Here is a 21,870-nt window from a genome sequence, read left to right as displayed (position 1 = left end):
TCGAACCGTCATTCTGAACAGCGAGGAACGAGCGTGATTCAGAATCTACCCTCAGATTGTATTGAGTTTATTCATGGCACTATGGTCTGCAGCAAGCGGTAAGTAGATTTTTAGTCTCGCTATGGCTCGCTAGAATGACGCAGCTTTTCTTATCGCGTAGGCTGGAAGAGTCGCGCTGCTGTTACGTTTAGCGAGGTTTCGAATGATTCACTTAGGCTCATTAGAATGACGCTAGTTTTCTTATTGCGTAAGTTGGAATGGTACCTCAGCATCATTCCCGATAGCGATGAAGAAGCGCTGTCGGGAACCTCGCCTTTAATCTCTCGTTTATTGCTACTCCAAATGATGCGTACTACCCACGGTTCCTTCCAAGTCTAAAATCGACTGGCGAACGTGATCTGGAATCGCAGCTTTAACGTTGTTCTTAAAATCAAACATCACACCAGTGGCGGTCGCGATGGTCGCAATTTTACCCCACTTCTTACTCAGCACTTGGTACTCCATCGTGATGCGATCTTCTTGCATGTCGATTACGCGAGAACCGACTAATAGCGTGTCTGGGTAAGTAACAGGCAATTTGTAGCGGCATTGAGTCTCGCTCAGTACTGGTCCAATTTGCGAGGTCTGCAGGTCGACCAGCAGGTTAATTTTGTTGAAGTAATCTAAACGTGCGGTCTCGAAGTAGCGAAAATAGACCACGTTATTAACGTGTTGCAGAGCATCCATTTCACCCCATGCGACTTTTATCTCTGTGATAACGGGAAAGTCCTTTAACAGTGTGTCCATTTTTATTGCTCCTTTTTCATCTGCTTTGCCACAAATTGCGACGCGACTTATCACTTTGAGCATTTATTCTAGATGTAATCATTTAATATGTAATAAAATTGTTTTTAAAATGTGAAATGAAATAGTGGTTTGATTATGTAAACTAGAAACTTTACATAATCGAGTTGAAGGCGTAAGTTTAACTAAGAGTAACCAGATAGGAGGTGTCTCATGATTGAACTCAAAGGTTTCAACCTCGCAAGAGTTGAGAAACGCATTGATTGGACAGGTGAGCTGTTCAGTTTGAGAATATCTGGCGCGCCTCTTTCATTTAAAGCTGGCCAATTCACCAAGCTTGCTTTGCTTGATGATGAAGGTAAGCCGATCAGCCGTGCTTACTCTGTGGTTAATGCGCCAAGCGAGCAATTCGATTGGTTGGAATTTCTAATAGTAGCCGACCCTCAAGGACAACTTTCTCCACGGCTCCAAAAGCTTAAATCTGGTGATAGCATTTATGTCGGTGCCACCGCACATGGCGATTTAATCCATGATTCTATTCCTAAACAGGCTCATGACCTGTGGCTGCTATCTACAGGTACGGGGATTGGACCGTTTTTATCGCTGCTGGATGATATAAACTTACCGCCTCACAATGAGCGCATTGTGCTGGTTCATGCCGTTCGTTTCGAAAAAGATCTGGTTTATAAATACCTAATTGAACAGCTTCAGCAACGATATGAAGGCAGATTAAAGTATATACCGATAGTCAGCAGGGAAGTGGTTGATGGTAAATTACAAGGCCGAATTCCTGAACTCATCGAATCGGGTTTACTGTCCAACGCCGCTGATGCGCCATTCTCAGCTCAGCGTAGCTTTGTCATGATGTGTGGGAATCCACAAATGATCAAAGATACCGTGCCCGTCTTACAAGAGCTAGGCTTGGAAAAGTATCGCCATCAAACCGGGGGAAATATCATTTACGAACGTTACTGGTAGCGTTTTGTTAAATTGATACGGTTATGCTCAAGATGTAATGATTACTTTTGAGATACGACCGCGATTTAGTATGTTCTTAGTTGAATATTATGTTGGCAATACCTAAACTGCGCTCACCATTGCGCGTCTGTACACTCAGTCATTCTCGCTTAACCAATTACATTGAGGTGACTGAAGTCCATGTATGCTTTTATCGCGAGCAAGCAACAGAGAATCATTGCTGGTTTTATCGACCTGCTCTTTACGATGGTGGTCGTGTTAATCATCGCATTGAGTATTAACTCTTTTCTTAACGACTTTCAGCTCTCTTTAGCAGATAACCTCACGCTTGTTCGTGAAACTCAGGCGTTTTACTTGCTTTCTTTACCAACGGTTTTAATGATCAACTGGAATGCATTGAGTCATGGGCAAACCATTGGTATGCGCATGATTGGTATTAAAGTTGTAATGAAAAATGATAGTAAGGCAACGAAAGTTACAGCAGGGTTAAGGCTTGTTATTAGCTACTTGCTGGAGATGCTCATTCCGGGGATCCCGTTGGTAAATTTGGCATTGTTGTTCTTTCATCCGGAGCGACGATTGTTGCATGACTTGATCGCCAATACTAAAGTTGTCCAAGCTTCCTAATTTTTGATCAAAAAAGCCACGTGAAGTGGCTTTTTTAATATCGATAAAGTTAACCAGATTTACTGTTGATTAACATATTTCTTAAAGCGAGCTTTGGTTTCTGCGTCTGCTTTTTGGTACCAGAAGTGCAGCATCTCTTCAGCTGTCGAATCCGCTTTAACCGCAGTTGCTCTCACTTGCTTCATATCCGCAGGAACCTTTGCAGGAAGCGTGACTGGCTGCATGGTTGCTGCGCCAGCAAAAGCCACGGCTGCTGCACCGCCAGCTTGGTTATAATCTTCGATTTCACGCACGTAATCACGACCGATTTGCATACCCGGTTTGAGCAACTTGTCCTGGTCAACCGCGATTGCGTTGCCAGAATCATCAACCAGTTTCCAATCTAAGTCTTTGATCTTCTCTTCCGCATCACGTAGGTTGCGGTATTCTGGCATTTGTAGAGTGAGTTCGGCATTGGTCGCGTCAAATCGTGTAACGATAACATCGCTTTCAACACTTAAACGGTCATTACCTTGGTTGAAGTAAGGGGCGAAACGAAATACGACTTGGTTAAGGCCATCAGGTAACGTCAGTGTTCTTTCAGAGGCGAAAAAACCACCCGAAAGATCTGCTTTTTCACCGTTAGCCGCTAATACTGAAACGTTGTCAGGAACACTCACGGTTACATCTGCGAATGCCATGCCACTCATTGCGAGAGCAAGCGCACAAGTTAAAGGCTTGATCAATTTCATTGTTTTTATCCTAAGCAAATTAGTGGTCATCGAGAGTGCATCGTTCATTGCCCGATTGCAACTCCCAAGTGTAATAAGTATGAAAATTTAACAAGAACGTCATTTTTATCGCATTTATTACGACGAAACTGTGATCCAAATAGAATCAAACCGCTGAAATGCAGCGGTTTGATATCATAAGTTATAGATTAAATTTCTTTCTAACTTATTGATTTATTAAATACCAGCACCGTGTCCAGGTTCTGATTGGTCATCAGAAGCGTCTTGTTGTTCTGCCATTTCTTCTTGCTGTTGTGCTTTCTCAATGCTCAACCACCAAACAAATAACTCATACCAAATTGCTAGGATAACGGCACCTAAGAACAGACCAACGATGCCGTAGAAAAGCATACCACCGATGGCACCGAGCAGAATCACAGGCATTGGCACGTCGACGCCACGTCCCATTAACATTGGTTTGAACAGGTTTTCAGAAAGAGCCGCAACTACGACCCAAACAGTAAACATGGTTGCTGTTGAGGTGTCTTGGGTCATGTACATGAAGCCAATCACAGGTAGCACTGCGAGCAACGCCGGGAGCTGAGCGATACATAAAATCATTAGAAGCAGTGTGAGTAAACCTGCTGCGGGAACGCCAAATACGAAGAAACCAGCACCGATCAACAGTGCTTGAATCGCCGCTACACCGACTACGCCAAGCAGTACGCTTTTAATTGTCGCAGCGATAAGCGTGGTCCAGCTTTTTGCGTTTTCACCAGCGGTTCGAATCGCGATGGTTCTTAAGCCTGATGCTGCAGATTCAGAGTACGTCATGAAACCTGCTGCAATCGCAAGTGACAAGATTGAAAGCAGTAAACTTCCCAATACGCCCCCCAGTGTACCCAGTAAAGATGTGAGTCCTGCCTTTATTTGTGGCATAAAGGTTTGAATAGCTTGCTCAAGATTAGTAGCGAATAGGGTCCACACTTCGTAGAGCTTATCACCCACGATAGGCCAATCCGCTACGGAAGGTTTTGGCCCTGGTATTTTCACTTGTCCATTTTGTAGTACTTCAAGCGCGTGCGTTGCACCATCCACAATGGAGCCTGATACCATAACAAGTGGCGTGACAAGGAGGGCAATACCAAGTAAAGCAATGGTTGTGGCTGCCAAGCCTCTACGACCACCATATACACGCTGCAATTTTTGGGTAAGCGGCATTAAAGCGACGGCTATAATAGCGCCCCAAATAACCGGAAGGATGAAGGGTTTGATGATGTCGTACGTAAACATCAGCAAGACAAAGATCAAGCCAATGCGTATTGCCGATTCCACCATATTACTGATGAAAATCTTACTGTCGATTTTTACCGATTGTTTATCCATTTTTGTTTACCTGATGATCAATGTTAGAACTGACGAGACTTGAAACAACAATCGCCATATAAAAAACACCTGTGATGGCCTCTAAATACACCACGACTTGAGCCAGTGGTGTTAGAGGACTAATGTCGCCATAACCGAGCGTGGTTAAGGTAACGAAACTGAAATACGCTGCATTGGAGAAGTTCTGCCCCCAAGAAATCGCTTCCATACCGGTAAAGGCTTCAGGCGAAAACTCAAGCAGAATGAGGTAGGCAATCGCCCACATCAGACCAAGCAGCAAGAAAAGCGCGACCGAGCCAATGACTTTGTTGCTGTTGACATGGCCGGTGAAAAGAATCTGTCTTGCGATGGATTTAAAAGTGCCGAAAAAGAACGCAAAGGTGAGGGCAAGCATCACCACATTCATCTCTCTGATGTCGAAAACGGTCTTGATCACAATCACAAGAACCCAAATACCAAACAGGCTGTAGAGGAAACGAGACCAGGTTTTGTCAAAGCGAAGGCTCGCAAAACAGACGATAAACGTCAGAACCGTGAAAGCCTGAAGTATGTGTTCAATCGTCCCTTCACCTACGACTTGTGCCATCGCACTCCCTAGCAACAAAATCACTAGTGCTAAGGTTAGATAGAAGAAGTTGTTTTCTTCATTAATATTTTTGAGGTTTTTACCAATGACCATGGCTCTTCTCACTTAGTTATTGTTCACTTTCTGCGGATGACTCTTTCATCACCATGATGGACGCAGAAAGCCCGAATCGAAGATCAACATCTTCAGGAAGTTCTTGTAGGGAGATTCGCACCGGAATACGTTGTGCTAAGCGAATCCACTGAAAAACAGGGTTTACGTTTGGAAGAAGGTTGTAGCCGACCGTGCCGTCTTTGGGCGCAATACCCCAACCAATCGAGTCAACCGTCGCGTCAATTGGCGTGTCTGGGTGAGACATCAAAGTGACACGCGCTTGGCTGCCAGGTTCGATTTGCGCAAGTTGGTTTTCACGGAAGAAACCAAATACCCAAAAGCTGTTTTTGTCGATCAGTGCGAGCAGTGGTTGGTTTGCGACCGCTTGCGTACCGTTTCTAATATCGAGGTTAGATACAAAACCATCGACGGTCGCATAAACTTTGGTAAAGCTGAGATTAAGGCGTGCTGATTTTAGTTGCTCTTCTGCAGATTTGATTTGCAGTAGCGACTCTTCGTAAGCGATTTCACGACGAATCAGATCCTTGTGAGAAACCGCGCCACGGTCTTTGGCACGAATGTCTTTTAAGCGGTCATATTCGATTTTTTTACCGCGAGAGCTAACAATGGAGCGCTCCAGTGCTACTTCGGCTTGAGATAACGCAACCTGGTAAGTCGCAGGGTCGATTTCAAACAGTAAATCCCCCGTTTTTACTTCTTGGTTGTCTTGCACCGCGACATTTACAATTGGGCCTGATACGCGAGGAGCCACTTTGATGACGTTAGCACGCACTTGCCCATCTCGTGTCCATGGGTTATTAAAGTATTCCTCAAACTTTTGATAGCCGAGCCAAGCTGCGCCACCAAGAATGACAAGATTGAGTGCGATTACGAATAGTTTTTTCATCTTGTTTGGCACCTAAAATTGAATATAAAAGCTGTCGATGGCCACCACATAACCGACCATGATGGCAATAAACGTCAGAGACGGAAAAGCGATGAAGCGAGACAAACGTGTCTTGTTCAATATCATCACCGTTATCCACGTGGCCGTGACGGCGAGAAAGAGCACGAGTAGCGTAGGAGAAAAGTAAACGTCTCCCCAAGAAAGTTCATGAGGCATTAGAGATCCTCCGTTTTGTTCTTATCGCCGTTTTCCGTCGGTGTTTCGATAGGCAAAGGCGGCAATACGCGGTTTTCTTCATTTAAATAACTTCCCCAGTCAGTGCGCTCTGTCATCTGCGTGGCAATCGATTCACTGATGAAAGGTTTGCCTGTTTGGGTTTGCCAGCCTCCACCGAGGGCTTTGTAGAGCGCGACAACTTGGTTCGCAACATTACCTTTGATCGTTGCGTAGCTGTCTTCTGCGCGGGTCATTTTTTCTACCGAGTTAAGCAGACGTTCGAATGAAATTTGTCCGTTTTCGTACTGTGTCATGGATATGTTGAACGCACGAATGGAAGAGTTGACCGATTGCAAGCGTAAATCTTTTTGCTGCAAATACAGGTCATATGCTTCGATTGCATTGGTGACTTCATTAACGGCTTGCAGTACCTTTTTGTTGTAGTTCGTCAGCGTTTCTTGGAAGCGAGCATCTTCGAAACGAATGTTATTTTTCACGCGTCCGTATTGGAAAATGTTCCAACTGAACGTTGGGCCAATCACCATGGTGAGCGAATCGCTAAAACTGAAACTGCTGCCATCGGGAACCGTACTGTCGATACCGATGGAACCGAACAACGAAAAGCTTGGGTACAGAGCGGTTTCTGCCACGCCAATCTGCGCACTTTGCGCGCGAGCTTGCATCTCAGAGACTTGCAAATCCGGACGTCGCATCACTAAGTTAGCATCCACTTGCGTATCCAAAAGCGGTGGACGTGGCACAATGGAACGCTCGTCGGTGCCCGATAGCGCCGATTTTCTGCCCGTCGCTTTGAACTGGGCTTCGTACTCAGCGATTTGCTTGTGCATCCCATCCGACTGTAGCAGTCGATCTACTTCTTCTGGTAACAGACCCAGTAGCAAAGCCAACACAGTACGTGATTGCTTCATTGCCACTTCGAGGCTCGGTAACGCTGCTTTGGTGGTGTAGAGTTGGTTTTTAGCTTGTTGAACGTCCAATTCTGTAACGTTGCCAGAGTCGAACTGCACCTGAGTAATACGTACGACACGCTCTTGAATCTCGATATTGCGGCGAGACAGCAAAATACGTTCTTGGAATGTGCGATAGTTGATGTAATTGCGCGCCACTTCGGCGGTTATGGTGACCATGATGTCGTGATACGATGCGATGGATGCGTAGTAACCCGCTTCTGCCGACTCAATACCGCGAGCATACTTGCCCCAAACATCCATTTCCCAAGCAGCATCAAACGACAAAGTGGCGTTATTCACGCCCTGATCATTTACGTAGGCACGCGCTAGGTTTCCTGACACGGTTTGAACTTGTGGGTATTGCAAGCCAGTCGAAATACCAAGCAATGAACGTGCTTGGACAATTCGTAGCCCTGCGGCTTCTAAATCGAGGTTTTGTTTGCTCGCCAACTCAACCAGCTGATTAAGAGTCGAGTCATTAAATTGCTGCCACCATTGTTGTAGCTGTTGCTCTGATTGCTGCGTATCTTTGGCTGCTGCTTTTTGCACCGACCAGTCACTTGGCAGTGGCGCCTGCTTTGGATGAACATAATCTGGTCCTACCGTGGTACACGCACTGAGTCCGAGCAAAGAAAGTATGGCGAGGCTTGGTTTGGTTAGTTTTGGAAGCATCATATCCCCACCTTTAAAAACGCTTCTGTTGTAAGTTCACCCAATCGATATCCTCGTAGGTTTGCTTGCAATGCTTGATTGCTTCGAACACGTTCCGTTTTAAATTCAGCAAGATATAAAAACCGGCTATCTCTGAATAAGCGTAGTCAGATAAATCCAACTCACTAAAAAAATCTTCCAGTTTATCTTCGAATGTTTGGTAATCTTGACTGTATTGGTCGAATACGGAGTCGAGTTCTTGTGTTGCTTGATGGCTGGCTAAAGCGCCCGCCATCAAAGGAATGATGGAATCGCGGTGCTGTTGGCGAAGCTGAGTAATTAGTGGATTGGTCATCAACTTTTTCTCGGCGGCCATTAAGATGTTGATGTGATTACTGAGTACATCACACGCTTTGCTAAACGCGCCAATCGCTTCTGGCGTGGTTTTATCAAAGTGTTTGTGGTTGATTTTCGAACCCCAGACTTTGAGCTTTTTCGATGAGACATTGAGCGTCACCAAGTGTAAGGCCCGTTTGAGCGGCGTAATAACCGAGCTAGACTGCTGTTGATAGGTAGTGAACAGCTCTCGGGTATGTCGGAAGTAGCGTTCTTTTATGGTCAAAAAGAGGTGTTCTGGTCGTGAGCTAAACGGGAAGTAGTGCGCGAAAATAATCATGAACACCACCATGTAAAACAACAGCATGATCGTCATGAGGATCCCGAAGTGATAAAACATGTTGTTGTCTAAACCGAGAACAAACAAGCCAATCATATAGAAAATCGTCACTGGCCCGTTAAACAGATAAAAACCGATAAAGGTGTAGATAAAGATAAACAGGCCAAGCTCTAACCCGAGATCCAATTGCGGAAGAATGAAGACGTAAGAAGGCACCGCGAACAAGAAGCCGAAAGTGAAAAGCACTAGCAACAAAATCGGGTGCACAGGCACGAACGACAGCAAAGACATAAACATGGTCGAGAAGACCACGAACGAGTAGCCGCCTGGTGGATTGAAATAAATCCAAATCAGTCCTGCAACCCAATAAGTGACAAAGGTTTTGACCGCGGTTTTAAAGTTTTCTGCGTCCCACCATAGAAACTTGCCTTTCGGTTTCGGCAGCGGCACGTCAAAGGAGACATTGTTCGTCACAGAGTCAATACAGCTAATGCTCTCCGCTAAACGCGACAAATTTTGATGCATCAGTTCCAACAGGTGACCAAGCGTAAGCGCAGAGCCTTTCTCTAGGTGCGCTGCGTCTTCTAGCAACGCTTGGTTGTATTTGACTTTGAATTCCTGAGCACGATAAGCGGGTTCTTTTTCGTCCCAGACTTGTTGGCAGGTATCAAATAGCGCGTCAATTTCCGCCACGGCTTGATCAAAGTTGCTGATGCTTTCACGGTCTTGCTGGTGGCTAAAGTGGCTGTGCGCCGCGACGGTCAATTGTTGCGTTACCTGCTTGTTCAAATGAACTGCCAAGCGCCACTCTTTCATGTAGGCCGACACGTCACTGCATTCCACACTGACCGTGGAAAAACGCTGTTCGAGCGCATTTTGAGCGGCAAACATCTGTTCGATGAGAGTGTCCACGCTAGGAGGTTGTGGCTCTTCCGCTTCTGGATTTTCTTCTCCGCCTTCTTGAGGAGAGATTTGCCCTGCCGATTTTTGCTCGAAATTTTGCAAGATAGCGGTGAACAACGCGCGTTGTGCTTGGTTGAGTTGTTCGATGAGCTGTCTTAGGTTTTGTTCTGTTTTGGTCGGGAATAAGAAAGTTCCCACGAGTGTGTAAACCACCACCCCAAACACCGTCATATAGGCGCGGTCAACGCCATAAAGGAACGCACCTTCTGCGTCACCGCCATTGGACATCATCAACGTCATCACACCGGTCAGCATGAGTAGCGTAGGATCTTTTTGATAGGCATTACGGAAGTAAAAAATGAATGAGACCACAACCGACACGCTCAGCATGTACAGCAAGCGGTCTTGAGCAAACAACCCCACCAGTAACAAGCCAACCACGGCACCAACCAATGTACCTAACACGCGTAAGGTACCTTTGGCGAGTGATTCACGACGACTGCCTGTCGATGCAATCAGCATTACAGTAGTTGCGGCCGTCGATGCTTGCGGCCAACCCATGGCAAACGGGATCAGATAAGCCAGAGTCAGGCTAAGCGATACTTTAATAGCGAATTTTATTTTGTCGTTCATAGTGTCAAAGTTTGCTCAGGCTTATCGTTATAAGTTGATGAATTTCTTATATGAATAATCAGAATCTTGTTCTGAATAAATTCGGGGGGCGGAATATAGCGGGTGAAAAAGTGTGCTTTGTAAACCCTTTGTCAAAACAAAAAGTGCGTATTTGGCTTGATCTCGTGCTAGCCCTTGGTGTTATTGGTGAAACGCCTAAAACGAGCAAATTCGCGATCTGTGATGATTCTCACTTTTGAAACAAAATCGCTGCATTGTGTGAGCCAATTCTCACCTTATATTCTTCGCCTGGTACCAAAGCAGACCACTTGTACCATCTGCAATGAGCTTTACTGCTTTAAAAAGCATAGATGATGAATGGGTATTTGAGAGGGAAAGTTATTACTTTTTATCGGCTTGCCGATTGTTCGTTTGTTTTTTTGGATCGAGATAAAAAAACCAAAGCGATCCCACCAAGAATGATGCCGCTGGTTAAAAGAGTATGCAGTGAAAGAGGCTCGTGGAGTACGATGCTGCCGAGTAGTAAAGCAATGGCTGGCACGGAAAGTTGGCTGACGGCGGCTTGAAGTAAAGAGAGCTTACGTACGACTTGGTACCAAAGTGTATAACCAAGGCCAGAGGCAATGGCACCAGATGCGATAGCGAGCAACACTCCGCTCAAAGAAAGGTGGATTGAGGACAAGATTAATGGCGAAAGGAGCACGCCAATTATTGATGCTGCGATGAATCCCCACGTGATTCCACTACTTGGAGAAGGCGCTTGTTTACCGAGCGCAGTAAACGCAGCCCAACAAACGCCAGAAATCAACATGAGAAGTGCAGAGCTAATATCGGGGCGCGTGGCAGATGGCAACATCAACCAAACAAATCCAACAATTGAAAGGCCGATACCGATGATTTCGAGAAACTGAAAGCGCTCACCTTGCCACCAATAGATTGCCAGTAACGTAAGTTGCACGGCACCAAACAAAAGCAAAGCACCTGTTCCTGTCGCCAGTTGTAAGTACGCGAAAGAGAAAAGGGCAGCGTAACCAAATAACGCCACGCCAGCAAAAAAGCGAAAGCGAGACGTTGGCCGATCGGTTTTCCACTGACCTCTCACGACAAGCAATGCGATTAAGATAACAGCGCCAGATATCAATCGAAAGAGAGTGAAGCTTCCTGCATCAATTAACCCTTCGGCCAATGCAAGTCGGCACAATAATGAATTGGCAGCGAACGCCAGCATTGCAATGGCAGTGAGTAAAAAGGTCGACATCCTTGATCCTTAGCGTGTAAATGAACAGCTAGTGTAGATCCAAAAGAACATTTTTATTAGTTGATAAAGTGATTAGTTATAGCTATCAGAGCAAGAAAGTCATTAAAAATAACCAGAGAAAACCTGACCTTAGCCTGAGTCTTACTGTGGTTGGGAAGGTTGTTTGTACAATGACTTAATGGTGTTTTTCAACCATAGCAATTTGGGATTGTACGCATTGCGTTTATGCCAAATCATGGTAAATGGAATCAGTAACTTGTCTTGTTGAACTTGGTCTAATGGAATTGGCAAGCACACCAAATCGAGATGCAGCTTTTCTGTGTAACTTTTGCAATAGTGCGGCGCGGTGGTGATCATGTCATGCGTCGGCTGCGCTGCCATAAAAAGGGATTGCTCAAAGTTGGACATCGTCAGCCCGATAGAGCGCTGTAGCCCTAGTTCCGTTAATACTTCATCCAACGCCCAAGTTTCACTTTTTTCCCAAACAATATTGATGTGTTGGTAGCTCAGAAAGGTCTCGAGATTCCACTCTTGCTGTAATGCCGGATGATCTTTATGTAAATACACCATCGGCAGGTCATAAAATAGAATCTCAAAATCCAAGAAATACGGCAGAAGATCCAACGACTCTTTCGATCTCGAGTGACTTTCTCGGCCGGTAAAACCGATATCCGCCTCGCCTCGAATGATGGCGTCGAGTGAATCGTAATCCCAGTTACTGGTTTTTACTTTCGCTTCAGGGTATCGTTGGTGGATCGCGACGATGAGTCTGTCCAGCACTGTGAGCACTAATGGCGACTCAATCGTGATATCAAAACGCACTCCTTTAGGCGTAATATCGCTGCGTTTTTCTGCAATCTGGTTGCCAATTTGCAGCCATTCTGCGAGATCTTGCTCCATGCTTTGTGCCAAAGGCGTTGGCGCAAGACCTTTAGGTGTTTTGACAAACAAAGGATCATCGAACCAATGACGAAGTTTGTTGAGCGACTTACTTACGGTAGAGGGCGTAACGTTCAGCTTTTTCGAGGCTTTCGAGACGCTTTGCTCTTGCAGCAATAATTGCAGAGTGAACAGTAAGTTTAAATCAAGTCGCGCTAGGGATTTCTTCATAATGGGTATCGTGAACAGGCTTTGGAATCAATAGTATTAGAGCAAGGCTGATTACGCTACCTAACACTAAGATAAACACCAACATATTCAGTGCACTAACGCCGATGAAACCCATAAACCAAATATAGAACGCGGAACTACAAACTTGAGCAATGCCCAGTAGTGAGCTCGCCACGCCAGCTTGTTGAGAGAATGGGCTGAGCGCTTGGCTCATGGCCACGCCAAAGCCACAAGCGAAGCCAGCGCAAATCAGCCCAAGTCCGAACACATAGTAATGAGATTGTCCATCATGGAAATGGGCAGCACTGAGCACGATGCCTGCACACGCGAGCAATACTTGAGAGGTCATCATTAAGGTTCGCTGCTTAAAAATCCCCAATGCCAATGGCGCCGAGAACGAAATCAACATACTGATCGTCGCAGTCCCCGCCATGATGGAAGAATAGCCACCGCGATCAAAACCAAGCATACTCATCACAACAATTGGTGAAGCGTTAACAAAGGTCAGGATGGTGGTCACTCCAAGTGCAGTAATGATCAGCCTACTGATAAAAAATCGCTCGAAGAAAGTCTCTTGATGGCTCTCTGGCGTTGTCTGTTCTTCACCTTGTTGGCTGGGTAGTGATTCCTTGAGAACAAAAATGGCCAATACACTGACGAGAATGCCCATTCCTGCCATCGTGGTAAACAAACTCGGCCAAGGAAATTTCAGCATAATCAAGTGACCAATCACGGGTGCGATCACTGGAATGATACAGGTGATGCCATTGAGCATCGACAATACTTTCGCGCGGCGTTCATCGTCTAACGTGTCGCGTAAAATCGCGAACGCGACGACATAGCAAGATCCAGCCCCGATGCCTTGGCAAAAGCGAGCAATCAAGAAAGTGTTTGGTTGCTCAGCCATCCCGCCGAGAAAAGACGCGAGCACGAAGATCATCGCGCCGACGACGGCAACAGGCTTTCGTCCCACAGAGTCTGCAATTTTCCCCGCGAATAACATCGTGGTAGCCATGCCAGCTAAATAGATCGAAAACGCAATATGCAACTGAGATTCACTGGCGTTGAGATCTGACGCAATTTGAGGCAAACCAACAAGATACAAATCAATGGCAGTAGGGTAGAGTAAAACGAGTGCAAAACTACAAAGTAAAAAACGGGACATGGAAACCTCTCTATCGAATGGCGAGGATAATAGAGTGCTAAACGTTTGCCTGCGAGTGGGAAATACGACACCAGGTATTTCTATTTACGACATACCCTGTATGAATTGAGCATAAAAACAACAAGGAAGATTATGATTACCATTGAAAAGTATTCGCCTGAGCGACATGAACAAACTTGCGAACTTAGCGTGCTAGAAGAGCAATCGCAGTTTACGGTCGCGGATGTGGGTGAAATGCTTACACGTCTTGAACCCACAGAGCTTCCGCATCTGATTCTGGCGGACGATGACGTGGTTGGCTTTTTTCTATTTGATGCAGCTTACAGCGAGAAATACGATTTTTGCCCGAAAAACAGTTTAGGCGTGCGTGCTTTGCTGGTGGATCACCGTCATCAAGGCAAAGGCATCGCCAAGCGAGCCATTCAACAGCTTGCCTATTTCGCCAAACGCCATTATCCCGAATTTGATGCGCTTTATCTCACTGTGAATTGCCGCAACATACCTGCTTATCAGTGCTATTTAAAATCAGGGTTTGAAGATACCAATGAGCTTTACCACGGCGGCCCAGTTGGACCGCAGCACATTATGAGACAGCCGCTTTAGCTATGAAAAACCAAGGATGGATATATGAGAATTGAAATCGACAATTTAGAACGGCCGCAAGTGATTGCGATGTTGGAAGGACATTTACAGGACATGTACGCTACATCGCCACCAGAAAGCGTGCATGCGTTAGATTTAGATAAGCTCAAAGCGCCAGAAGTGACGTTTTGGACCGGATGGAAAGGTGAGCAACTGCTTGGGTGTGCGGCGATTAAAGAGTTGGATGACCAACACGCGGAGCTGAAATCCATGCGCACCACGCCTACGGCAAGAAACCAAGGTGTGGCATCTCAATTATTGATTCATGTGATTGAGCAAGCGAAGCAAAAAGGTTTGCAGCGCTTGAGTTTAGAAACGGGCTCGATGGAGTTTTTTAAACCAGCGCGCCTGTTGTATGAAAAGCATGGCTTTGTGTACTGCGAGCCGTTCGGGGATTACGAACTCGATCCGAACAGTCAATTCATGACCCTAGAACTGAGTTAGGGCCATGAATTTTTAGAAGCTAAATCCAATCGATTTAGAAATTCAGATTCAAGTTGATGGTTGGCGACAAGAGGCTTGAACGCTCGTCAGCCAATCGCTTTCTCTTCTCTTTCAGTCTCTTGGCATTATCTTTGTCTGGATTGCCATCAAGCTGATTATCGATGACCGAGATTTCAGTATCGATTTGTTGGATGCGTTGCTGGCGTTGATATTCTTGATGACCTAACTGGTAGTTCTCAATAAACTCTTTGCTGCTGCATACACCGTAATATTCTTTGCCTTCGATACCGACAGTGTACCCATTGTCTGGTGAGCAATATTGGATAGTGCCTTTATCAAAGCCTTCTTTCCATTTCGCTCGGTCGGGTGTCACACCCGCTTCACCACAGTCTTCGGTATAGCTATTGATAATGTTTGGATCGTTGCCGTCTCGGCCATCTTGATAACCTACCTTGTACCAGTTTGCCGTTTTGCACTCATCCGGAGACATGCTGGCGCAACCTGAGAGCAAAGTCAGTAAAGCCAGGGGGATTAGCGCTCTTTTCATCAGTGACTGTCCTTTAAATAAAATCGAATTGATAACTTGAGTTTAAAATGAACACTGTTCATATCAATGGTTGAAATCATTGTATTCACAATTGTGGAGACTCATTAATCTAAGTGATAAATTTATTATGCTGAATAGAAGTGTGTTTGATTAGTATTATCCACGAACTGCGCCTTTGCTGCATCAATCCACTAGCCTTGGCCCCAAATTAAGTGATAATACCAACATAAAGATAAACACCGTCAATGAGGCTAAGACATTGAGCGAACAACCCACCGTCCTTATTATCGAGGATGAATCTGCTATCGCAGAGAACCTGATTCATGTATTAGAGATGGATGGCTACCACGCAGAGTGGTTTGCAACAGCAGGAGAGGGCTTAGCTTTTTTGCAGCACAACTCCGCAGCGTTACTTGTCTTAGACGTAGGCTTACCGGATGGCAATGGTTTTGAATTATGCAAAACCATCCGTGAGTTTTCTGATATTCCCATAATCTTTCTCACCGCAAGAAGCGATGAAATTGATCGCGTAGTCGGTTTGGAAATTGGCGCGGATGATTACGTGACTAAGCCATTTAGCCCGCGCGAAATGTTGGCTCGCATTAAACTTCGAATCAAAGCTAAAGCGCCAATGATGGAGCACAAACCAGAGCCTGTAGCTGTTCCAGAACAACCTCCATTTAGCCACGATTTGGTTGCGCAGAACTTTGACTACGGTGTTGGCGGGCAAATGCTTGGGTTAACTGCGGTGGAATTTAAGATCCTCGATAAGCTGATTTCCGTCTCTTCCAATGTATTGAGTCGAGACCAACTTATGATCGCGGCAGACATGGCGCCAGAGGCTGCATATGAGCGTAATATCGATACCCACATCAAAGCTATTCGTCATAAGTTGAAGCCGTTTGAGATGTCTGAACGCATCTGTACCAAACGTGGCTTTGGTTACTTTTACTGCATTAAAGGTGAATGATGAATCGCTGGCCGAAGATCCCGCTTGGACTCAGACTGTTTTTTCTCTACTTCATCTTAGTCGGGATGACGGCTTACATGGTGAGCAAAACGGTTGTCCAAGAACTTAAGCCAACCGTGCGCCAAACCACCGAAGAGACGCTAGTGGATATGGCGAACTTGCTTGCGGTATTGGCGGAAGAAGACGTTGCGAACGGAAAGTTGTCTGAGAGTCGCTTCTCCAAACTATTAACGGCTTATGGACAGCGAGAGCCTCAAGCGCGCATTTGGGAAATCGGTAAAAAAGCGATTAACCATCGAATTTACATCACCGATAAACAAGGCATTGTGATTGCGGATTCTTGGCAGCAAGACGTAGGCAAAGACTACTCGCAATGGAACGATGTTTATCTCACGTTGCGTGGTCAATACGGCGCGCGCAGTACCATCGAAGACCCGAAAGATCCGCTCTCAACCGTTATGCACGTAGCTGCGCCCATTTATCATAAAGGCGAAATTATTGGCAGCGTGACGGTGGCAAAATCCAATCGCTCAGTACAACCCTTCATCGATCTTTCTAAACGCAATGTGCTGTTTTGGATGGTGTGGATGAGTGGTTTAGTGCTATTGGCAGGGGCATTGTTTGCTTGGCGAATTCACTCGGCACTGAATAAGCTAGAAGACTACGCAACCAAAATGGGTGAGGGCGAAAAGGTCTCTAAGCCGACATTTCGTATCTTCTATGAGTACAGTACGCTAAGCGACGCATTGGAGAAAATGCGCAACCAACTCGACGGCAAACAATATGTGGAAGAGTACGTACAGACGCTGACTCATGAGCTGAAAAGCCCGTTATCAGCGATTAAAGGCGCGAGTGAAATATTGCAAATGCCGTTGCCTGAAGAAAAGGTCACGCGCTTTGCTGGCAACATTGAGCGAGAAAGCGATCGCATGCAGTCATTGATTGATAAGTTGCTAGAACTTGCTCGTCTTGAAAAGCGCCCCGAGCTAGAACAAGTCGAAGCTATCTCGCTAAAACAAATGGTCAATGAAGTGGTTGAATCGGCGGATGCGCGTTTGAGTGCAAAGTCGGTGATTGCCAAAATCCAAATTGATGACCATCTCTCCGTGTTTGGTGATGCCTTCTTGCTGAAACAAGCCGTTTTTAACTTGATGGACAATGCGCTGGATTTTGTTCATTCAGAGGGCCGTATTGAATGGAAAACTGAGGTCACGAAAGAGAAAGTGTGCCTGTCGATTTTTAATTCAGGTTCTCATATTCCCGACTATGCGATGCCTCGTTTGACCGAGCGCTTCTATTCCCTTGCTCGGGAAAATGGCGTTAAGAGCACTGGGCTCGGGCTGAATTTTGTTGAGCAAGTGACCAAGCTACACAAAGGTAAGTTGCAAGTCGAAAACGTCTATTCTGGCGTGAAAGTGACCCTGATTTTACCAACTCCATAGAAACTCCACATTAGCTCCATTCGTTCTCCAAATTGCTGATTTAGATTACTCCCATCAGCAAATGGAGAATGAAACATGAAAAAGATCCTCAATAACCAACTCGGCACGAAGTTCGCCTTCGTGCTGTTTTTGTTTGTTTTACTGCAAATCCCGCTTTCAATGGTCACAGGGCTGATCTCAGAACGCTCATATCGCCAAGATGAAGTCAGAAATGACATCGCACGCAGCAGCAGTGGCGAACAGCGCATCATTGGTCCATTCATCATGGTTAACTACACCGAAACCAGTTACCGAGATGACAAAGTACAGATTAAAGAGCGCCGTAAATTCCTTCTACCCAGCACTTTTGATATGAGCGCGAATCTGGACAGTTTTGAAAAGTACCGAGGCATTTACCGTGCGCGTTTATACAAAGCACAAGTGGCACTGAAAGGCACTTTTGATGCAGACGATCTCGCGGCGTTGCAGGGGCTTGATATTGACAACATGAGCCTAGTCGTTGGCATTGAAGACAGCCGTGGATTGATTCGTTTGGATGACATGACCATGGCGAGCTCTGATATCGAAGTCGCACCGGGAACGGGGTTAAATCAGTTACCACAAGGCCTCCACAGTGATCTGACACTTGCAGACCTAAACCCAGCACAACCTTTGGCATTCGATCTTAACTTCTTGCTACAAGGGATGGGGCAGCTTCAAGTCACACCAATTGGCAGTCAAACAAAGGTTGAACTCTCTTCAACTTGGGCACATCCAAGCTTTATCGGTGATTACTTACCGGTGTCATCAGAAGTATCTGAAGATGGATTTAACGCGCAATGGGCGAGCAACAACTTCTCAACCAATATCGCGCAGCTGTTCCAAAGCTGTTTGTCATCGAATCACGCTTGTCACGAGCTTGAACAGCGACAAATGGGCGTAGATTTGATTGACCCCGTTGATCACTATTTGAAGTCTCACCGAGCTGTGAACTATTCACTGTTGGTTATCACATTAGTATTTGCGAGTTTCTTCTTACTGGAGTTGTTCCAAGCGCGTCCGGTGCACCCTGTGCAATACGGCTTTATTGGTCTGGCTTTAGCACTTTTCTATCTGTTGCTGATTTCGATGAGTGAACACCTCGGCTTTAACTGGGCGTATGTGGTGTCAGCAGTTGCATCGACGGGGCTTTTAAGTGTGTACGTGAGCGGTATGTTGAGCAACACCAAGCACGGCGCGATATTCGGAGCGTGTTTGCTCACTCTCTACGGATTACTGTTTGGCTTGCTACAAGCAGAGAGTTACGCATTGGTCATGGGGACATTACTGTGTTTTGCGATTTTGAGCTTCACTATGGTCATTACACGCAACATCGACTGGTACGCACGAAATAAGAAAGCAGAAGAAAGCGCAAAGGCGAATCATGAAGATGTTTAAACGAGCAATTCTCACTGGTCAGCCAAGCGAAATGATGGAAGAGACGTCCGCTATCCACCTGCGATTCTCTGCATCCGCCATTCCAAACGAGGTATTCGTAAGAGGATCAAAATCAGTTTACTCAAGCGCGTGTACCTTTGGTCACTGACTAATAGAGAACTGCTGTAAACCTCACCTCTTTATATGAAATACAAAAGGGAATCTTAAACTCACCGACGCACAGGGTGAGTTAAGATTCCCTTTATTATTCATTGAGACGTCTAGCTGCTACTTTTAATTAGCTTTCAAATGAAAGTTTCTCGCCGAACGTCTCTTTCCAGTCTTTATCGAACTGTTCAACCGCCGGTTTTACTGCTGGATGTGCGAACATTTGTGCCGCCACATCAGTTGGCAATGTAATGGCTTCGATGCCCAGTTTCATCACCTCCATCGCTTGTTGAGTATTCTTGAAACTGGCTGCCAAAATCTTCGCTGGTAGTTGGTTTTGATCGAGCAACAATTGAAGATCCGCGACCACTTCAACACCGTTGCCGTTCATCGTATCAATGCGGTTTACGTAAGGTGCTAGGTAGTCTGCACCGCACAGTGCTGCAAGGAAACCTTGTTGAGCTGAATAGATAGCGGTAGCAAGAACCTGAATTCCCTCTTTTTTCATTAGCTTAATTGCAGCTAAGCCTGTTTCTGTTGCTGGCACTTTTACCACCATGTCGTAAGGCAATTCATTCAATTGGCGTGCTTCTGCCACCATGCCTTCGACGGTTGAACTCACTACTTGAGCGTGAAAGCGAGGTGTCCCGCCAAGTGCTTCTTGCATGCCTGCTAGGGTTTCATTCAGTCCCTGTTTTGACTTCGCCAAAATGCTTGGGTTTGTCGTCACGCCTTTTAGCGGTAGGCACTGGTTAAAGCGTTTTACTTCTGCCACATCAGCAGTATCTAAATAAAGTTCGATCATGGTTTCTACCTTAAACAAAATCTTCGTTTTGATGATGGGATCACTATAGATCTGACAATCGAACGAGATCTTGATTTTGATCAATTGAAATTTCATTTGAAACTATAATAATTTCATTAAATGAAAGTTAAGTGAAACTTGTAAACGCTCAAATGAAGCTTTCAGTTCGAACAAAGAAAAGCCGCTGATAAAACTTAACCAGCAAGAAACGGATTAAGTACACAGCGGTAGCACAGACCAAGAGGCAAGCAGAGATGTATTTCAATATCCAACGATTCTCTACCCATGATGGCGATGGCATTCGTTCCATTCTTTTTCTTAAAGGATGCAGCTTGTCTTGCCCTTGGTGTCAAAACCCAGAAAGCCGCAGCGAAAAGCATTCACTGTTGTTTGATCAGCGAAGCTGCATGGAAGATTGCCAGCTGTGCGTTTCTGCTTATCAAGCTACAACTCAATCTACTGCGGGTAGTGAAACGGTGAACGATGGTATTCAACGCATCGACAACCAGATCATCATCAATCGCAAAGCCATCAAAGAAGACCAACTGATCGCGCTGCGAAACGTCTGTCCTACGCAAGCACTGACCGTCTGCGGTGAAGAAGCAAAATCAGACATGCTGTTCGACACCTTGATGAAGGACAAACCTTTCTACGACCAAAGCCAAGGTGGCGTGACCTTCTCCGGTGGTGAGCCACTCATGCAAGCAGATTTGGTGGCGGAGCTCGCGCAGCGTCTGCATGACAACCAAGTCTCTACCGCTATTGAATCGTGCATGCATGTACCGTGGAAGAACGTTGAAAAAGCCGCGCCGCATATCGATTGTTGGTTGGCAGATTTAAAACACACCGATGAAGAGAAGTTTCTTAGCTGGGCGAAAGGTTCACTAAAACGCATCAAAGATAATTTCCGAAAACTGGCACCTATCGCGAAGCGCATTGTGATTCGTGTTCCTGTTGTGCCGGGGTTCAATGACACCATCGAAGAGTTGAAAGACATCATCGATTTTGCGGCTTCACTAGAAAGCTGCCAAGAACTTCACTTGCTGCCGTACCACACGCTCGGCATCAATAAATACCGTTTGCTCGATATGCCTTACGAGTGTTCTGACAAGCCATTAAACAAACCAGAACTGCTAGAAAGCGCCATGCAATACGCAAGCGAAAACACCCAACTTAACGTGATTGTAAGAGGTTAACTATGGACCTGAATTACCTTCCTGAGCGTATCAAAGCGCACAAATCGGCACTGGTAAATATCGTAACGCCACCTGTCTGTACCGAGCGTGCAGAGGCATACACTCGTGCTTATCAAGCGAACGAAGACAAACCTGTAATTGTCCAACGTGCGCTAGCACTGCAAGAGCACTTACGCACTCGTACGATTTGGATTAAGCATGATGAGTTAATCGTCGGTAACCAAGCGAGCAAAGTACGCGCTGCGCCTATTTTCCCGGAATACACTGTACGTTGGATTGAAGCGGAAATTGATGAGCTAGCCGACCGTCCTGGTGCAGGCTTTGCGGTCACTGAAGAAGATAAACAAAGCATCCACAGCATCACACCGTACTGGCGTGGCAAAACCGTTCAAGACCGTTGTTATGGCTTGTTTACTGATGAGCAGCAAGAAATCTTAGCCAGCACCATCATTAAAGCCGAAGGCAACATGACTTCGGGTGACGCGCACCTTGCGGTGGACAACGAGAAAATCTTGAAGCTAGGCATGAACGGTTTGTATGGATAATAAGTACTCCAATCGGGTAAGGTGAGACCCAGACTTTAGCTGCAACTAAAGTTCTTCTATCTG

Annotated in this window: 22 protein-coding genes and 1 pseudogene; 10 read left to right on the top strand and 13 right to left on the bottom strand. The window is 45.8% G+C overall.

What is annotated here, in order from left to right; translation table 11 throughout:
• Positions 1-333 precede the first annotated feature (333 nt).
• Positions 334-786 carry an acyl-CoA thioesterase gene (locus tag R7041_RS12025; RefSeq protein WP_005374933.1) on the bottom strand — a complete coding sequence of 151 codons (453 nt, stop codon included), beginning with the start codon at positions 784-786 and terminating at the stop codon, positions 334-336.
• Between the two features lie 210 nt (positions 787-996).
• Between R7041_RS12025 and R7041_RS12020 the strand changes: the two genes are divergently transcribed.
• Both R7041_RS12020 and R7041_RS12015 read left to right on the top strand, forming a co-directional pair.
• Positions 997-1,761 (top strand): ferredoxin--NADP reductase, encoded by a 765-nt coding sequence (locus R7041_RS12020; protein WP_005374935.1) that lies wholly within the window; start codon positions 997-999, stop codon positions 1,759-1,761.
• A gap of 180 nt (positions 1,762-1,941) precedes the next feature.
• Positions 1,942-2,388 (top strand): RDD family protein, encoded by a 447-nt coding sequence (locus R7041_RS12015; protein WP_047102393.1) that lies wholly within the window; start codon positions 1,942-1,944, stop codon positions 2,386-2,388.
• A gap of 59 nt (positions 2,389-2,447) precedes the next feature.
• On the opposite strand, the gene R7041_RS12010 is transcribed toward R7041_RS12015, so the two are convergent.
• The 10 genes from R7041_RS12010 to R7041_RS11965 all read right to left on the bottom strand — a co-directional run bounded on the left by R7041_RS12010 (position 2,448) and on the right by R7041_RS11965 (position 13,653).
• A complete protein-coding gene (locus tag R7041_RS12010; protein WP_017634411.1) occupies positions 2,448-3,119 on the bottom strand; it encodes a DUF2057 domain-containing protein in 672 nt (223 codons plus the stop codon).
• 216 nt (positions 3,120-3,335) lie between these two features.
• Positions 3,336-4,484, bottom strand: a complete 1,149-nt coding sequence (locus R7041_RS12005; RefSeq protein WP_054576588.1) for an AI-2E family transporter — start codon at positions 4,482-4,484, stop codon at positions 3,336-3,338.
• The gene (locus tag R7041_RS12000) at positions 4,477-5,163 is read right to left on the bottom strand and encodes a potassium channel family protein (protein WP_005374942.1); all 687 of its coding nucleotides are present in this window, start codon (positions 5,161-5,163) and stop codon (positions 4,477-4,479) included. Before R7041_RS12000 ends, R7041_RS12005 begins: the two co-directional genes overlap by 8 nt.
• Positions 5,164-5,179: 16 nt before the next feature.
• Positions 5,180-6,070, bottom strand: coding sequence for an HlyD family secretion protein (locus R7041_RS11995; RefSeq protein WP_033906681.1), 891 nt, complete (start codon positions 6,068-6,070; stop codon positions 5,180-5,182).
• 12 nt (positions 6,071-6,082) lie between these two features.
• Complete coding sequence (locus R7041_RS11990) at positions 6,083-6,286, bottom strand: DUF1656 domain-containing protein (protein WP_005374946.1); 204 nt, start codon at positions 6,284-6,286, stop codon at positions 6,083-6,085.
• A complete protein-coding gene (locus R7041_RS11985; RefSeq protein ID WP_206949158.1) occupies positions 6,286-7,932 on the bottom strand; it encodes an efflux transporter outer membrane subunit in 1,647 nt (548 codons plus the stop codon). Before R7041_RS11985 ends, R7041_RS11990 begins: the two co-directional genes overlap by 1 nt.
• Before the next feature lie 10 nt (positions 7,933-7,942).
• Entirely contained in the window at positions 7,943-10,120 is a 2,178-nt protein-coding gene (locus R7041_RS11980) for an FUSC family protein (RefSeq protein WP_104980181.1), read from the bottom strand.
• Between the two features lie 388 nt (positions 10,121-10,508).
• Positions 10,509-11,378 carry a DMT family transporter gene (locus R7041_RS11975; RefSeq protein WP_064369602.1) on the bottom strand — a complete coding sequence of 290 codons (870 nt, stop codon included), beginning with the start codon at positions 11,376-11,378 and terminating at the stop codon, positions 10,509-10,511.
• Between the two features lie 141 nt (positions 11,379-11,519).
• On the bottom strand, positions 11,520-12,488 hold the full coding sequence (yidZ, locus tag R7041_RS11970) for an HTH-type transcriptional regulator YidZ (protein WP_064369603.1): 969 nt from the start codon (positions 12,486-12,488) through the stop codon (positions 11,520-11,522).
• Complete coding sequence (locus R7041_RS11965) at positions 12,463-13,653, bottom strand: MFS transporter (protein ID WP_064369604.1); 1,191 nt, start codon at positions 13,651-13,653, stop codon at positions 12,463-12,465. Before R7041_RS11965 ends, yidZ begins: the two co-directional genes overlap by 26 nt.
• A 132-nt stretch (positions 13,654-13,785) precedes the next feature.
• On the opposite strand from R7041_RS11965, the gene R7041_RS11960 reads away from it, so the two are divergent.
• A complete protein-coding gene (locus tag R7041_RS11960) occupies positions 13,786-14,256 on the top strand; it encodes a GNAT family N-acetyltransferase (RefSeq protein ID WP_064369605.1) in 471 nt (156 codons plus the stop codon).
• A 24-nt stretch (positions 14,257-14,280) separates the two neighbouring features.
• Positions 14,281-14,739, top strand: a complete 459-nt coding sequence (locus R7041_RS11955; protein WP_033906688.1) for a GNAT family N-acetyltransferase — start codon at positions 14,281-14,283, stop codon at positions 14,737-14,739.
• A 34-nt stretch (positions 14,740-14,773) separates the two neighbouring features.
• On the opposite strand, the gene R7041_RS11950 is transcribed toward R7041_RS11955, so the two are convergent.
• The gene (locus tag R7041_RS11950; protein ID WP_064369607.1) at positions 14,774-15,286 is read right to left on the bottom strand and encodes a DUF2799 domain-containing protein; all 513 of its coding nucleotides are present in this window, start codon (positions 15,284-15,286) and stop codon (positions 14,774-14,776) included.
• Positions 15,287-15,545: 259 nt separating this feature from the next.
• Between R7041_RS11950 and R7041_RS11945 the strand changes: the two genes are divergently transcribed.
• The 4 genes from R7041_RS11945 to R7041_RS22735 all read left to right on the top strand — a co-directional run bounded on the left by R7041_RS11945 (position 15,546) and on the right by R7041_RS22735 (position 19,262).
• Positions 15,546-16,256, top strand: a complete 711-nt coding sequence (locus tag R7041_RS11945) for a response regulator (RefSeq protein ID WP_064369608.1) — start codon at positions 15,546-15,548, stop codon at positions 16,254-16,256.
• The gene (gene creC, locus R7041_RS11940; RefSeq protein WP_064369609.1) at positions 16,256-17,698 is read left to right on the top strand and encodes a two-component system sensor histidine kinase CreC; all 1,443 of its coding nucleotides are present in this window, start codon (positions 16,256-16,258) and stop codon (positions 17,696-17,698) included. The genes R7041_RS11945 and creC overlap by 1 nt, the downstream gene beginning before the upstream one ends.
• Before the next feature lie 75 nt (positions 17,699-17,773).
• Positions 17,774-19,114: a cell envelope integrity protein CreD gene (creD, locus tag R7041_RS11935; protein WP_064369610.1), complete on the top strand. Its 1,341-nt coding sequence runs from the start codon at positions 17,774-17,776 to the stop codon at positions 19,112-19,114.
• Positions 19,101-19,262 carry a hypothetical protein gene (locus R7041_RS22735; RefSeq protein ID WP_230818680.1) on the top strand — a complete coding sequence of 54 codons (162 nt, stop codon included), beginning with the start codon at positions 19,101-19,103 and terminating at the stop codon, positions 19,260-19,262. The genes creD and R7041_RS22735 overlap by 14 nt, the downstream gene beginning before the upstream one ends.
• Before the next feature lie 129 nt (positions 19,263-19,391).
• Here R7041_RS22735 and R7041_RS11925 read toward each other — a convergent pair whose 3' ends face one another.
• Complete coding sequence (locus tag R7041_RS11925) at positions 19,392-20,066, bottom strand: fructose-6-phosphate aldolase (protein WP_053304029.1); 675 nt, start codon at positions 20,064-20,066, stop codon at positions 19,392-19,394.
• 254 nt (positions 20,067-20,320) lie between these two features.
• On the opposite strand from R7041_RS11925, the gene R7041_RS11920 reads away from it, so the two are divergent.
• Together R7041_RS11920 and R7041_RS11915 are read left to right on the top strand one after the other, a co-directional pair.
• Positions 20,321-21,262 carry a glycyl-radical enzyme activating protein gene (locus tag R7041_RS11920; protein ID WP_206949157.1) on the top strand — a complete coding sequence of 314 codons (942 nt, stop codon included), beginning with the start codon at positions 20,321-20,323 and terminating at the stop codon, positions 21,260-21,262.
• A gap of 2 nt (positions 21,263-21,264) precedes the next feature.
• Positions 21,265-21,798: pseudogene (locus R7041_RS11915) on the top strand (pyruvate formate lyase family protein); the annotation flags it as partial.
• Positions 21,799-21,870: the final 72 nt, after the last annotated feature.

The organism is Vibrio sp. 1751, assembly GCF_033339895.1.
Classification (GTDB): Bacteria; Pseudomonadota; Gammaproteobacteria; order Enterobacterales; family Vibrionaceae; genus Vibrio; species Vibrio alginolyticus.
This window is presented reverse-complemented; position numbering and strand designations above follow the sequence as displayed.